Source organism: Spirulina subsalsa FACHB-351, from assembly GCF_026130165.1.
Classification (GTDB): domain Bacteria; phylum Cyanobacteriota; class Cyanobacteriia; order Cyanobacteriales; family Spirulinaceae; genus Spirulina_A; species Spirulina_A subsalsa_A.
Map to the genome: position 1 here is coordinate 14,124 of NZ_JAIHOM010000030.1, position 14,294 is coordinate 28,417.

Below are 14,294 nucleotides of genomic sequence, written 5' to 3' on the forward strand. Positions count from 1 at the left end.
TTAACACCCTGAAAAGAAAGGCAAAGCGAGGTCTAAAAGATTAGAAATTTTCCACAAAATTCCGGGAGTGGCAGCCGTCCAAAAGAAGGCATTTCCCAAGGCTAATTGACCGGAAGTATTCATTTTAAATTTGAACAAATCCTGAAATATCCAACGGTCTAAGGGCATGACTAGGAGCCACATTAAGGCGACCCAAGCACAAGCCAGCCAGAGTAAAATCCACTTGAGATTCGTATTAATATGGGCAAAGAGGCGATCGCGAAATAACAGATCCAGTTGGCTGGCTTCCCCTTGTCCCAAGTAAATGCCCCGTGTCACTAAACTGGCAGCTTGTAAGGCGGGTGCTTCTGCCCCCACGACAACGGCGTTAATTCTCACATTATGGCGCAGGGCTTCCCCCACGGCACTAGGACTCACCTCCCCTTGTCCATCGGTGACTAATAACAATTCTCGACAGCCTTGTTCAATTTGGGCTAATCGCTCTGTGGTGCCTTGAATGGCTAAACTTAAATTGGTACTATTGGGGAGAATTTGCTGATCAATACCGGGGGTCTTTAAGGCTTGATTTAACTCTTGTTTGACTTGCTGACTATTGCCATTAAAAGACCCCGTTAAAGGTTTTAGTAATCCGCCAAAGCCAAAGACTTGAACTTGATTGGGACGACGCAAGATCCCCGAGGCATTTTGTTCAAGATAAGCCTCTACTGCTTGGACTTCTTGATTCATAATACTACCCGGTTCGTTAAATTCTGAGCTGTAGGTGCTGTAACTTAAGTCCAAGGCAATGGCTACATTGACTTGGGGACGACCTAAACCGAATAACCAAAATAGGGCAGCTAAAACCAGAAATCCTCCCAGAAAGAGCAAGGGGATTTGAAAAAGGGGATATTGCCACAACGGACGACGAGAAAAACTCACGAGATTAAATGGGGTTTAAATAGGGCGAATTTTAGGGGGAGGGCAATGGGTTGATCCGGGGAATTTCTCCCCTGTGAACTAAGGTAACGGATCAAATTGATAATTACTGCCGGGGGGGCCTTGGGGACCTTCAACGGCAATGACTAGGGGGACTGCTTGGAAAATACTAAAGTCTGTATTCGTGCCTACAATCATGACTCCTTGTTCTAATTTTTGTTGGATGGCGACTCGATTGGGATTGGCGACAACGGCGGAGATTAAAGCTTGGGTGGCATCATAGGCGGCCGCGGTGCGCCAACTGACTCGACCTTTCCACATTTGATAGGCTTTTTGGGAAAAACTATCGGCACTTTGGAAACTCCAAGGAACCGCTAAAACTAATCCAGCAACGGCTTCCCCACTGTTTACTAAAATGTTAGGACTATAGAGTTCATCGCCTCCCACAATGGTTAAGGGGTTGTTTTGGGCAGCGTTGGCTTGAATTAATTCAGTGGCGAGGTCTAAATAGTCTTTACTGAGGGCGAGAAAAATGGCGTTGGCTCCTTGATCTTGGGCTTGGGCTAAGGCAGTTTCCACCTCAAATCCCGGTTGTGCCACGTCCACCGCTTGCACCAGACGACCATTATTCAGTTGAATGGCCGTCGTTAGGGCTTGTTGCACCCCCATGCCATAGCGACTATCTCCGTTATAAAAAATCACCCCAGCGAGGGAATCCACCTCACTCTGAGTATATTGGGTGAGGGTAGTGGCTAGGGCTTTTAAGTAACTTTTGAGTAGGTTTTCATTGCCTTGATCTAAGGGAATGGTTTTCAGGAGCGATCGCCCGGCACTTTCGGTAACATCGGCATTAATGGGGGCAATGACAGGCATGGGCGCGCTAGCATAACGCTGAATCGCCGCTTCCGTTTCCGGCCCCACCCCATGCCCTAAAACCCCTAACACAGAGGGGGCTTGAATCAAATCATCGGCTAAGGTCGTCGTGGGTGAACTACTGGATTCGTTGGCGATCGCAATTTCCAACAATCGTCCCGGCAATTGGGGATTTTGATTATACTCCTCCTGAGCTAAACCTACCCCCCGTAACACTTCCAGGGCCGCGTTCGGATTGCTCCCCAAGGGAATCACCACCGTTAAGGTGAGGGGATTTCCCGCTTTTCTCGCCCGAGCATTATTGAGATAAATTTTACTTTCAGGATCATGGGCTTGTTCTTGGGCGGCCTGTTCGTACTGTTCAATGGCTCCCTCCCAATCTTTAGCCGCAAACGCTTGGGCTGCACTTTCCTTGGTTGGGGTAGAATTGAGCAGAATCTTTTCCCCTTGACTAATCCCTTGGGCATTACGCGCTTGTTGACTGATGAAGGAATCCGCCTCACCGTTCTCAGAATTCGCAACAGGTGTTCTCTCTCGGGTCAAGACCTGATAGCCCAGAAAACCCCCTCCGGTCAATAGTAAGACCCCCAAAAGGGCAATCACCAGAGGGAGGATCTTATTTTGGGGAGAGTTTGGAGTAGGGGGTGGAGAAACAGTCGTCGTCGAGGTCGGGCTACTTCCTTGGATTTTCGTTTTCCCCGCAGACATAGCCTCTTTGGGCAAGCCGCAAATTAAACAAAACGGACCATTATTCACATAGGGTTCATGCTCACCAGACCCTTGATAGGAGGGGTCATTATTCTTGGGTATGCCATCACATTGCCATTCGCCTTGAGGACTCACGCCACTCCTCCCCCATTTTGAGACTGACTTTAATCTTATCTCTTCAGATTAGAGGGATTTTGAGGCAAACCCACCCAGATTACAGATTTGCTTCACTCTTTTCTTACAAATCATGAAGGTGAACTACCCCACCCTGCCGTTGGCGAGGATGGGGCTTCCTGATTCAACGGGAACTGCATCTAACAAAACCGATGTTTTGCCAGGTTGTCTTACACTCCCTCCCCAGGCAGTATCGCTGGTTCCCAACGACAATATCCGCAAGGCTTCATTTCTAATGTTTTGTGCCGCATTGATATCTCGATCATGGCAAGTCCCACAATGTTGACATTGCCATTGACGAATATCTAACGACCAACTATCTACTCGGTTGAGGCAAACGTGGCAGGTTTTAGAGGATGCAAAGAAACGGTCAACCTCAATATAGGTTTTTCCTTCCCACTCCGCTTTATATTTTAGCATTGTGGTAAACATTCCCCAGCCTACATCACTAATCGCCTTGGCTAGTTTGGGGTTTCGTACCATCCCTTTTACATTCAGATTCTCTACAGCAATAACTTGGTTTTCGTTGACTATCTTGCGGGATAGTTTGTGTAGAAAGTCCTCACGGCAACGGGCAGTCTTGCCATAAACCTTAGCTACTTTTTGTTGGGCTTTAGTTCTATTCTGACTCCCCTTTTGCTTGCGGGATAGTTTTTGTTGTTTGCGTTTAAGGTTACGGTGATGTTTGGCGAAATGACGGGGATTATCATACTTTGACCCATCACTGGTAATGGCGAAATGAGTCAATCCAACGTCAATGCCAACCGCTTTACCTTCGGTAGACTGACTGGGAGTTTCTTTCCCATCCTCCACCAATACCGAAGCATAGTATTGTCCATCAGAATTCTGGGAGACAGTCACAGTTTTGATTGTCCCTTCAAATTCTCGATGACGATGGCAGTAGACTAGCCCAATCTTCCCAGGTAGTTTGATAGAGTCTCCCTCAAACTTAACGTTGGCGGGATAACTTAATGACTGCCGACCATGCTTTGACTTGAAACGGGGCAATTGCGCCCGCTTCTCAAAGCAGTTTTTGTAGGCAGTGGAAAGATTGAGAGCAACAACTTGCAAGGACTGGGAATAGGCATCCCTTAGCCAAGGGTATTCCTTTTTTAACCCTGGTAACAGACTCTGGATATATCCACGAGATAATCCTTTGCCTGTCTTGAGATATGTTTGTTGGCATAGGTTGAGTGCAAAATTCCAATACCAACGACAGCATCCAAAGGCCTTGGCGAGAGACGCTTTTTGGTCGTCGGTTGGGTAGATGCGATACTTGTACGCCTTATACATTATCTTGATTTGCTGTTGCCGATAACATTGTAGCTGCTCATCCGCTCCCTGCAAGCGAGGAAGGGGAATTCCGCAACATTTTGTTAAAAAGGGGCAATCGTTCCCCGGAAAATAAATCTTAAATAAAGGGGTGAAAACCCCTATTCTCCCGCGCTCCCCGTCTTAGAATAATAGCCTGACCCATTGAAGCCGCTTCCTAGAAACCTCTGTACTGCCTTTAAGTTTAAAATTCCCATGAATACTCAAGGCAAGCGTACTGTTGTCGCTGTCCCCTATATTGTCCTGAACAATCAAGGACAAACCCAGCAATTCAATCTCACGGGGGATTTCCACCAATTAGGACGAGATCCGCAGGTTGATTTGCGCGTGCCTGATGATTGGGGCGTGGTTTCTAGTCGTCATGCCGTCTTCCGTCGTGTTGGTCAGGACTATTTTATTTACGATGGAGATGGCCAGCACCATAGTACCAATGGATTACTCCTAAACCATACCCGCATCACACCCACCCAAGGCTGTCAATTGCATGATGGGATGGAACTTCGGATTGGTCAAAACCCGAAAAACTTGGTTATTCTGACCTATTTTGACCCCAATAGTCAAGGGGTTTCCGCGCCAAAAAAACAGTCGATTTCTCTCAAAAATCGTTCGGTCTTAATTGGACGAGATCCCAACGCGACTTTAGTATTAGATGCCCCGACCATTTCCCGCACTCATGCCATTATTGACACCGATTCTGCGGGTCGCTACGTCTTGCGAGATTATAGCAGTAATGGGGTATTTTTAGACGGTCAAAAGGTCAAAGTGACTGCGGTTTTAAGCTCTGGGAGTACCTTACGAATTGGTCCCTATACACTTGTTTTGCAGGGCGATGAATTACTCTTAAGTGATCAGGGAAATCATCTCCGGTTAGATGCCTATAATGTTACCTTAGAAGTCCAAGACCAAAAGGGCAAAAAGAAACGCCTGTTAGAGGACATTTCCTTACCCATTGAGCCGGGTCAATTAGTGGCATTAGTGGGAGGAAGTGGGGCGGGTAAATCGACCTTAATGAGAACTTTATTAGGGATTCAAACGACTACCGAGGGGAATGTTTTTCTCAATGGAGAACATTTACAAACCAATTTTAATATTTATCGAACTCAAATCGGTTATGTTCCCCAAGATGATATTATTCATCGGGAATTAACGGTGAAAGAAGTTTTGACCTATGCGGCTAAACTGCGACTACCTCCCGATGCCGATATTGCCCAAATTGTGCAACAAGCCCTAGAACAAATCGAAATGGCTCATCGCCAAGATATTTTAGTGAGTCAATTGAGTGGAGGACAACGAAAACGGGTGAGTATTGGGGTGGAATTGTTAGCTGATCCGAAATTATTTTTCTTAGATGAACCGACCTCTGGGTTAGATCCGGGATTGGATCAAAAGATGATGGTTTTGCTGCGGAAATTAGCTGATCAAGGGCGAACTATTGTGTTAGTAACCCATGCCACGGCGAATATTAAATTGTGCGATCGCATTGTCTTTTTAGGGATGGGGGGGCGCTTGTGTTATTTTGGGCCTCCGGATCAGGCCTTGTCCTTTTTTCAGACCTCCCAAGACTTTGCAGATATTTATAACCATCTCGAAGATGAACAGACTGTCATTGCAGAAAGCTCCCGTTATCGGCGGTCTTCCTATTACCCAGAATACATTGAGACGCGCCTGAGTGGGGGCAGTCGTCTCACCGGAGGGACAGCCCCCCAAAAGGTGCGTCGTTCCCCCCTAGAACAGTTGGCCGTCCTGACCCAGCGTTATCGACAATTGATTTTGCGCGATCGCATTAACCTTGTCCTTGCCCTCCTTACCGCCCCCATCGGCATTAGTTTAATCACCGTCGCCCTACGCGATCAAAACCCCCTCATTCTGCCCCCAGAACCGGATTCCACCCTTGCCCCCTTGGCCTTGCGCGTTCTCTTTGTCTTCACCTGTGCCTCCCTCTGGGTCGGTTTATCGAGTTCCCTACAAGAAATTGTCAAAGAAGCGGCCATTTATGCCCGTGAACGGTTAGTTAATTTAGAAATTCTCACCTATTTAGGCTCAAAAAATTTAGTATTAGGCGGTTTAGCCCTTGTTCAAACTGTACTCATTACCCTAACCATTCTCATCGGGTTTAAATCCCCTGCACCGGAACTTTTACCTTGGATTTTAGGGTTAGGAATTACCACCTTTCTCACGTTGTTTTGCTGTATTAGTTTAGGCTTAACCATTTCAGCTGTGGTAAAAAATAGTTCTCAAGCCAACAGTGCTTTACCCCTTTTATTGCTTCCCCAAATTATCTTTTCTGGGGTGTTGTTTAAAATGGAAGGCATTGGGCGTTATTTATCCTGGTTGATGCTCAGTCGTTGGTCTGTGGGGGCTTATGGCATTTTAGTTAATGTTAACGGCATGGTGCCTGAACCAATGCAGTTACCCGATGGTAGTATGTTACCCCAACCTTTTGAAATCACTCCGGTCTATGAGGCGACTTGGGATAATTTACTGCTCAATTGGGGAGTTTTAGGGCTACATACGATTGTTTATTGGCTCGTTTGTTGTCTGTTTTTGAAGTATCAAACGGTTTTAAATCAGTGGGTTGGCAAGTGGAGTCAGTCGGTTAAGGCTCTGTTTAAGAATTGAGAATTAGGCTCTGCTGAATAACTCTACTCGTGGGGCTAGGTAATAGGTGATAATTATCAATTATCAATTATCAATTATCAATTATCAATTATCAATTCCCTGCTCTCTCCCAACTCCCGATTTTGTTGGGTTGCGCTGTCGCTTCACCCAACCTACGAATGGGTTGTTTTGGGGTTTAAAGTTTAATAAACCAGCGTTGACGGTACATCAGGTAAAGAATTAACCACCAGATCAGGAGATTGGCGATCGCAAAAAACAGCGACCCATTCCAAGATCCCGCCCAAGGTTCAAACAAATTCTTATATAACCAAGCATAGGTACTCACCGCATTTTCTCCCGTGCCGATCTTTGTCCGGTAGAGAATCCGCACAATCACCCCCGAGGCCACAAACACAAACAGCGCATTGAGTCCCATCACCTGAAAGGGAAAACTCCAGCGCCGGATTTTCCGCACCTCAATCAACTCGTAACAGAGGGCAAAAATTAATAAGGTCCACCCCGCACTATACAAAACATAGGAACTTGTCCACAGTTGCTTATTAATGGGGAAAATGACCCCCCACAGCGCCCCGGAGACAATCCCCATTAAACCAAACTGCACTAACCCTAAACTGGGGGCTGAGAGCATTTGGGGGGGGTTTTCTGGGGGTTTTTGTTGGCGCAACCAATCCCCAGTTAAATAGCCCAGAATGAGGGTTATAACAGCCGGGACAGTGCTTAAAAGCCCTTCCGGGTCAAATTGCCCCTGTAGATAAAGATGGTCTGTGGTGAGGATTAAACGGTCAATATAGGCGGCAACGTTGCCCTCTGGGGAGAGATTGCCTGCACCGAAACCGGGGACGGGAATTAAGGTCATTACCGCCCAATAGACCAACAAGACCAGGGCGGAGAAAATCCAGAGTCCTCGGCGTTTCAGGTTTAAGACGGCGATCGCACCCACAAAATAGGCTAGACTAATCCGTTGCAATACGCCCAAAATCCGAATCTGACTAAAATCAAAGTTGGGAAATCCCGTCAGAAAGATACTTAAACCGTTTAGAAATAAGCCCAGCAGGAATAAAACCAGGCAGCGCCGCCCCAGTTGCCAGTAAACCGAGGGGGTGGGAGATTGGGGGGCATTATCCCCCCTAGCCCCCCTTGGGAAGGGGGGGATCTCGTTCATAGGCTCCCTTGGGAAGGGGGGGATCTCGCTGGAGGGTTTTTGATACTTAGCGAGGGAAAAGGCCATTGCTGTGCCGGAGATGAATAAAAAGGCGGGAAAAACCCAATCGGTGGGGGTGAAACCGTGCCATTCCGCATGGAGAAGGGGAGGATAGACAAAAGCCCAACTACCGGGATTATTGGCGAGAATCATCCCGGCAATAGCCATCCCGCGCAGCACATCCAAACTGGTTAAGCGTTGACCCATAATCTGTGAACCGTAAACAGTTGTCGATATTGTATGGGGTTTTGCCTCTCAGCGCTGAAACGACTGGGACTCCCGAATATCAAGGGCGTTTTACCTCACTGTTAGTACGATAAATCCTGTGAACTACCCCACCCTGCTCCCTGCAAGCGAGGAAGGGGAATTCCGCAACATTTTGTTAAAAAAATTCTTGGGAATTGTCTATCCCCTTGTGGGTGGGTTTGTTCACACTTCTTCTGGTCAAACCATTGAAAAAAGGCAATTGCAGAGTGAATATACTCCCTTTTCCCAGTTCACTTTTGACCGTCAGAGAACCTTGATGATGATGGGCGATCGCCTGTGCCATGGCTAGTCCTAATCCCGTTCCCCCAGTTTGGCGAGAGCGATCGCCATCCACCCGATAAAATCGCTCAAAAATTCGAGTTTGTTCAGCCGGAGCAATGCCAATTCCGGTGTCTTGGACAGTAATCAAAACTGTGCGATCGCGCACCATTAACCTCACAACCACTTCCCCCGCTTTAGGCGTATATTGAATAGCATTAGCCATTAAATTTGACACTAAACGATAAAGTTGAGATTCATGACCTAAAACGTAAATTTCGACCGGGGGAACTTGGTGGATTAGATTAATTTCTCCCACAGTGGCCAGTTCAGCATATTCTTCAGTTAAATCATTAATTAAATCATTTAAACAACAGGGTTCAAACGTTTGGCTGGAGGATTGATGTTCCAACGTACTGAGAAATAATAAATCGGCAATTAAATGGCTTAAACGTCGTCCCTGTCGTTCAAGGGTTTGTAGTACCATCTGCATTTGGTGAGGATGGGATGGGGGAACCCGTAAAATAGCCTCAATGGTCGCCAAAAGAGTCGCTAGGGGAGAGCGAAGTTCATGGGCCGCATTCGCCGTAAATTGTTGCTGTTTTTGATAGGATTGGTAAATAGGTTGCATCGCTAATCCAGAAAGCCACCAACCTGCCAGCACGACTAAACCTAACGCCAAGGGAAACCCTAAACCTAAAATCCACCTCATGCGGTTAACTTCTGCATCAAACGTGGCTAAAGTGCGTCCAATTTGGATATACCCCCAAGAGTCATCCAAGTGCATTGGTGTTTGAGGATTAACCTTGCCACTGTGGAGAATGGTAGTGAATTGATGATAGCGCGTCCCTCTCGCACTGCGAAAAGTTTGCCATGGTGTAGGGTTTAAGGTTTGAGGTAAAGGGAGAGGATGGTTGGGCGAAAAGGCTAAGAGTTCACCCCGATGATTGAACACCCGAATATAATAGGTACTGCGATCGCTAATGCCAATGGTATGACGTTGAATCAACGTGGGATGATGGTTACAAGGTTGTCCTTGTAGGCATAAGTCGGGAAAAATCTGTCGTAGGACACCCGTTGGATCTCCAGATTGAGGGAGCATCGGTTCTAAGCTATCATGAAGTGTCCCGGCAATCGATTCCATTTCCCGTTCCATTGCCGTCCAATTGGACTGAATCAGGGAGCGATACACCCCAAACCCCGATAAACCCAAAATCCCACCCATCACCAACGCATACCAAAGCGCAAGGCGGATTCTGCTATGGCGAAACAGTTGATAGCTATTCATCACGGGGAGGTATTAAAACGATAGCCTTGACCGCGAATGGTTTCAATGGGGCATTCACAGCCATAATTAGCTAGTTTACGCCGCAATAAGCGCATTTGTGCCGCCACTACATTACTAATAGGGTCTTCCTCTAAATCCCAGAGTTGATAGCGGATTTTACTCCCCGGAATAATACGATCGGGATTTTGCATTAAATAGGCAAAAATCTGAAATTCTTTAACTGTTAAGGGAATCCTTTTTGCGGGCTGGGTGAGTCGATTACAGATGGTATTGTTAGCGTAATCTAGCATGAATGCGCCTACAGTCAGGATTTGGGGTTGGAGGGTGGGCGATCGCCTTTGAAGTGCGCGCAATCGAGCCAATAATTCCGCCATCACAAAAGGCTTTACTAAATAATCATCAGCCCCTGCATCAAGTCCAGCAATTCGATTTTCCGGTTGTCCCAGAGCCGTTAACATCAAAATGGGAAGAGAGTTCTGGTAAGAGCGAATGCGTTGGCATAACTCCAAACCCGACAACTTCGGCACGAGCCAATCTAGAATCGCCACAGTGTAATCGGTCCACTGACTTTCTAAATAATGCCAAGCCTGAATTCCATCCGTCACCCAATCGACAATATATTTTTCATTGACCAAAACTTGCTTAATGGCCAATCCTAATTCCGCTTCATCTTCGACCAACAGGATTCGCATCGTGAGAATGGCAAGGGGGAGACTACTTGGATCGAGGTTAGCAGAAAGGAAGAGACAAAGGGGTGAGATTTCACCTAGATTTCATCTCCTCTTTGGCACAGTGGGGAAGATTTGGCAAAAAACCCCATGCTTTGATGAGGAGGTCTAATGAACACAACTTCTATTATTGGCTCAATGTTCGCGATCGGCTTAATTTTCGGTACACCTACCCTCACCCTAGCTCATGTTGGACATGGGGATGAGTTTCAGGCCGAAGGCGGTATTGATCGAGTTCCCGTCAACTCAGAAACCGATTCCCTCCTCGGGATTGAGGTTGCCCCCATTGCCCCGGCCTTTGATGGGAGTTCTCGCGTTCTTGTTCCCATGACTGCCTTAGTCGATGCCGATGGTAAACAGTTAGCCTTTGTCTTGTATGGTAATTTTTATGAACCCGTTCCCGTGCAAATCGGAGCAACAGAAGGGGAATGGGTCGAAGTCACTGACGGGTTATCCCTTGGGGAACAACTGGTGACTCAGGGCAGTTTGTCCCTCTATGCTGAATCCCGTAAAACCCAAACCGCCACCACTGCACCCAGTCCGGAAACCGCCACGACTCCCACTGATGACGTTCAAACCCAAAACCTTCCCCAAGAAGATCCTACCGAGGACAATTTAACTGCCACTTCAAGCTTTCCGATCGGAAAACTAGCCGCCGTTGGGGGAGGAGTTTTGATCATCTGCGGTGGGATGTTCTTCTGGACAGGGAGTCGTCGGAACAAAAATCTCTTCTCTGACAAATAAGTAAGGATTATTGTTAATCGATGTTTAACACCATTCTGAATCAGACCCTAAAAAATTCCATTGCTCAACGGTGGTTAATGGTGATTGGATCTCTGGTTATCACCATCTGGGGCTTTTTGACGATCACTCAAATGCCCTTGGATGTTTTCCCCCCCTTTGCTCCGCCTCAAGTAGACATCCAAACTGAGGCCGTTGGTTTGGCTCCCGAGGAAGTGGAGGCTCAGATTACGGTTCCTATTGAAAGTGTGGTCAATGGCTTACCCGGTGTCACCCTCGTGCGTTCTTCCTCCAAGATTGGACTCTCCATGGTTCATGTTGTCTTTAACCAAGAGGCTGATATTTACCAAGCGCGGCAGGCTGTAACGGAACGACTCCAACAGGTGATGAGTCAACTTCCCCAAGGGATTCATCCGCCGGAAATTTCCCCCTTAGTCTCTCCTTTGGGAACGATTCTGCAATATGCCTTTACGGTGAATGGTCAGGGGGAAACCTCTCTGATGGATTTACGCCGTTTGGTGGATGTTACCCTCAGAAATCAGATTCTCGCCGTGCCGGGTGTGTCTCAAGTGACTATTTACGGGGGGGATGAACGGGAAGAACAGGTGTTAGTGGATCCGCAACTGTTGCGATCGCGTCAAGTCTCCCTCAATGAAGTCACGGCAGCAGCAAGGAAAGCTAATTCCAACGCTCCGGGCGGTTTCCTCATTGGTGGAGGCCAAGAGTTACTCGTTCGAGGCATCGGACAGATGAACACCCTAGAAGACTTGCAGCAGTCGGTGGTGAAAGTTCAAGATGGCGAACCGATTTTGCTCCAAGATGTGGCCGAAGTCAAAACGGGGGCGGCACTTAAACGGGGAGATGCCAGCTTGAATGTACAGCCTGCCGTTGTGTTGATGATTAACAAGCAACCGGATGTAGATACTCCCACCGTCACCCAAGCCGTGGAAGCGGTGATGAACTCCCTACAGTCTACCTTTCCCGTCGATGTTCAAGTTCAACGCACCTTCCGCCAGTCAAACTTTATTGATTCTGCCATTGGCAACGTTAGCGGATCCCTGATGCAAGGCATCATCATCGTGTCGGTAATTATGTTGCTTTTTTTAATGAATTGGCGCACCGCTATCATTACCCTGAGTGCTATTCCCTTATCCCTCTTGATTGGCTTAATGTTCATGAAAGCCTTCGGTTTAGGGATTAATACCATGACCTTGGGGGGCTTAGTGGTGGCGATTGGGTCAGTCGTCGATGATGCCATTGTGGATATGGAAAACTGTTATCGCGGTTTACGACAGAATCAAATCCAAGAAAACCCAAAACCCCCCTTTCAAGTGGTTTATGACACTTCGGTTCAAGTACGTTTAGCCGTCATTTTTTCCACAGTTATTATCATCGTCGTCTTTGCCCCCATTTTTAGTTTAACGGGGGTAGAAGGGAGAATTTTCGCCCCGATGGGTTGGGCTTATTTGCTCTCTATTGCCGCCTCTACCCTGGTCGCCATGACCCTTTCTCCCGCCCTCTGTGCCATTTTATTGGCTCATCATAAACTCCCCCAAGAAGGCACTTTTATTTCACGCTGGGCAGAAAGTTTGTATCGCCCTCTGCTCAATTTGTCTCTAAGAACTCCCCAACTGATTTTAGGATTAGCCTTAGCCTCCTTAGTGGCTACTCTAGCCGTTGTGCCTTACTTGGGACGGGTTTTCCTCCCGGAATTTCAGGAAAAATCTATGGTGAACTCTATGGTTTTATTTCCGGGTGTCTCTTTGGAGATGACCAATCGGGCGGGAATGACTCTGGCTCAGTCCCTGCAAGATAATCCCCTCTATGAATGGGTACAAGTCCGCGCTGGACGCGCTCCGGGGGATGCTGATGGGGCTGGGGTCAACATGGCTCATGTGGATGTGGAATTGAGTGATCTTGCCCTACAAGACCGAGAGGGGGCTGTTCAACAACTCCGGGACAAATTTCTGCAATTGCCGGGTGTCGCGCCTAATATTGGCGGTTTTATTTCTCACCGCATGGATGAAGTTTTGTCGGGGGTCAGAAGTGCGATCGCGGTCAAAATTTTTGGCCCCGATTTAGTCCAGTTGCGTCAAGTTGGGGAACAAGTCCGCGATCTCATCAAACCTATTGCAGGAGTTGTGGACTTACAATTAGAACCTCAATTACCTATCCGCCAAGTTCAAATTAATTATGACCGCGAGGCGGCGGCTGGTTATGGTTTAACCATGGCTGCCATTTCTGAGGTGGTGGAAACCGCCCTCAATGGTCAAGTGGTGTCCCAAGTCCCGGAAAATCAACAACTGATTAATATTACCGTCGGTTTGCCTGAAGCCTCGCGGAATAATTTAGATGCCATTGGGGCGATTCCCCTGTCTACCCCCACGGGACAAATGATTCCCCTCAGTGCTGTGGCTAGAGTTGAGTATGGTATGGGGGCTAATGTGGTGAATCGGGAAAATGTGTCTCGTTTAATTGTAGTGTCCGCTAATGTTGCCCAACGAGACTTAGGCAGCGTTGTCGGGGATATTCAAGCGACCATTGACCACAATGTTCAATTACCCGGTGGCTACTTCATTCAATATGGCGGACAGTTTGAAGCGGAACAAAAAGCCACCAATAACCTGGTCTGGTATAGCATTCTGGCAGCGATTATAATTGCTATTTTGATGTTCTTCTCGGTTAAGTCTCTCCCGGCAACTCTGGCCATTATGCTCAATCTTCCCTTGGCCTTAGTGGGTGGCATTGTCTCGATTCTCTTAACAGGGGGGGTGATCTCTATCGCTTCTCTGATCGGGTTTATTACACTGTTTGGGGTGGCTGTCCGCAATGGTTTACTTTTGGTGGATAACTATAACCAGAAGTTCGCGCAAGGGATGCGCTTAAAAGAAGTGATCGCTCAAGGCTCTCTAGAACGTCTGCACGCTATCCTGATGACTGCTTTAACATCTGCTCTGGGAATGTTACCGTTAGCGATCGCACAGGGGGCCGGGAATGAAGTTCTACAACCCCTTGCCATCGTCGTATTAGGAGGACTATTTACCTCTACGGCTTTGACATTATTAGTGATTCCAGCCTTATATGCCCAGTTTGGGAAGTGGTTAATCCCCCGAAAATCCCCCACCTAGGGCTTGCTGAATAACTTGGGGAATAGGGAATTGGGTGTCGGGAATCAGGTGTCGGGTGTCGG

General features: G+C 47.5%; 9 protein-coding genes. 3 read left to right on the forward strand and 6 right to left on the reverse strand.

Annotated elements, in window-relative coordinates:
* From K4A83_RS07885 to K4A83_RS07895, 3 genes are all read right to left on the reverse strand, one after another.
* Positions 1 to 918, reverse strand: a complete 918-nt coding sequence (locus tag K4A83_RS07885) for a VWA domain-containing protein (RefSeq protein WP_265263929.1) — start codon at positions 916 to 918, stop codon at positions 1 to 3.
* Between the two features lie 78 nt (positions 919 to 996).
* The gene (locus K4A83_RS07890; RefSeq protein ID WP_265263930.1) at positions 997 to 2,631 is read right to left on the reverse strand and encodes an ABC transporter substrate-binding protein; all 1,635 of its coding nucleotides are present in this window, start codon (positions 2,629 to 2,631) and stop codon (positions 997 to 999) included.
* Between the two features lie 123 nt (positions 2,632 to 2,754).
* Positions 2,755 to 3,963 carry an RNA-guided endonuclease InsQ/TnpB family protein gene (locus K4A83_RS07895; RefSeq protein ID WP_265263931.1) on the reverse strand — a complete coding sequence of 403 codons (1,209 nt, stop codon included), beginning with the start codon at positions 3,961 to 3,963 and terminating at the stop codon, positions 2,755 to 2,757.
* Positions 3,964 to 4,197: 234 nt separating this feature from the next.
* On the opposite strand from K4A83_RS07895, the gene K4A83_RS07900 reads away from it, so the two are divergent.
* A complete protein-coding gene (locus K4A83_RS07900; protein ID WP_265263933.1) occupies positions 4,198 to 6,621 on the forward strand; it encodes an ATP-binding cassette domain-containing protein in 2,424 nt (807 codons plus the stop codon).
* Between the two features lie 175 nt (positions 6,622 to 6,796).
* Here the strand turns inward: K4A83_RS07900 and K4A83_RS07905 are convergent, their stop codons facing one another.
* The 3 genes from K4A83_RS07905 to rppA all read right to left on the reverse strand — a co-directional run bounded on the left by K4A83_RS07905 (position 6,797) and on the right by rppA (position 10,327).
* A complete protein-coding gene (locus tag K4A83_RS07905) occupies positions 6,797 to 8,029 on the reverse strand; it encodes an acyltransferase family protein (protein ID WP_265263934.1) in 1,233 nt (410 codons plus the stop codon).
* Between the two features lie 175 nt (positions 8,030 to 8,204).
* Positions 8,205 to 9,635: a two-component system sensor histidine kinase RppB gene (rppB, locus tag K4A83_RS07910; RefSeq protein ID WP_265263953.1), complete on the reverse strand. Its 1,431-nt coding sequence runs from the start codon at positions 9,633 to 9,635 to the stop codon at positions 8,205 to 8,207.
* Positions 9,635 to 10,327: a two-component system response regulator RppA gene (gene rppA, locus K4A83_RS07915; protein WP_265263935.1), complete on the reverse strand. Its 693-nt coding sequence runs from the start codon at positions 10,325 to 10,327 to the stop codon at positions 9,635 to 9,637. Before rppA ends, rppB begins: the two co-directional genes overlap by 1 nt.
* 147 nt (positions 10,328 to 10,474) lie before the next feature.
* Here rppA and K4A83_RS07920 point away from each other — a divergent pair, with 147 nt between their 5' ends.
* Positions 10,475 to 11,107, forward strand: a complete 633-nt coding sequence (locus tag K4A83_RS07920) for an efflux RND transporter periplasmic adaptor subunit (protein ID WP_265263936.1) — start codon at positions 10,475 to 10,477, stop codon at positions 11,105 to 11,107.
* Positions 11,108 to 11,127: 20 nt separating this feature from the next.
* Positions 11,128 to 14,232, forward strand: a complete 3,105-nt coding sequence (locus K4A83_RS07925) for an efflux RND transporter permease subunit (protein WP_265263937.1) — start codon at positions 11,128 to 11,130, stop codon at positions 14,230 to 14,232.
* The last annotated feature ends 62 nt before the right edge of the window (positions 14,233 to 14,294 follow it).

Bases quoted from the DNA above. Each gene is read 5' to 3' on its own strand.
- K4A83_RS07895 (WP_265263931.1), bottom strand. From the start codon at position 3,963: ATGTATAAGGCGTACAAGTATCGCATCTACCCAACCGACGACCAAAAA.
- K4A83_RS07900 (WP_265263933.1), top strand. From the start codon at position 4,198: ATGAATACTCAAGGCAAGCGTACTGTTGTCGCTGTCCCCTATATTGTC.
- K4A83_RS07905 (WP_265263934.1), bottom strand. From the start codon at position 8,029: ATGGGTCAACGCTTAACCAGTTTGGATGTGCTGCGCGGGATGGCTATT.
- rppB (WP_265263953.1), bottom strand. From the start codon at position 9,635: ATGAATAGCTATCAACTGTTTCGCCATAGCAGAATCCGCCTTGCGCTT.
- rppA (WP_265263935.1), bottom strand. From the start codon at position 10,327: ATGCGAATCCTGTTGGTCGAAGATGAAGCGGAATTAGGATTGGCCATT.
- K4A83_RS07920 (WP_265263936.1), top strand. From the start codon at position 10,475: ATGAACACAACTTCTATTATTGGCTCAATGTTCGCGATCGGCTTAATT.
- K4A83_RS07925 (WP_265263937.1), top strand. From the start codon at position 11,128: ATGTTTAACACCATTCTGAATCAGACCCTAAAAAATTCCATTGCTCAA.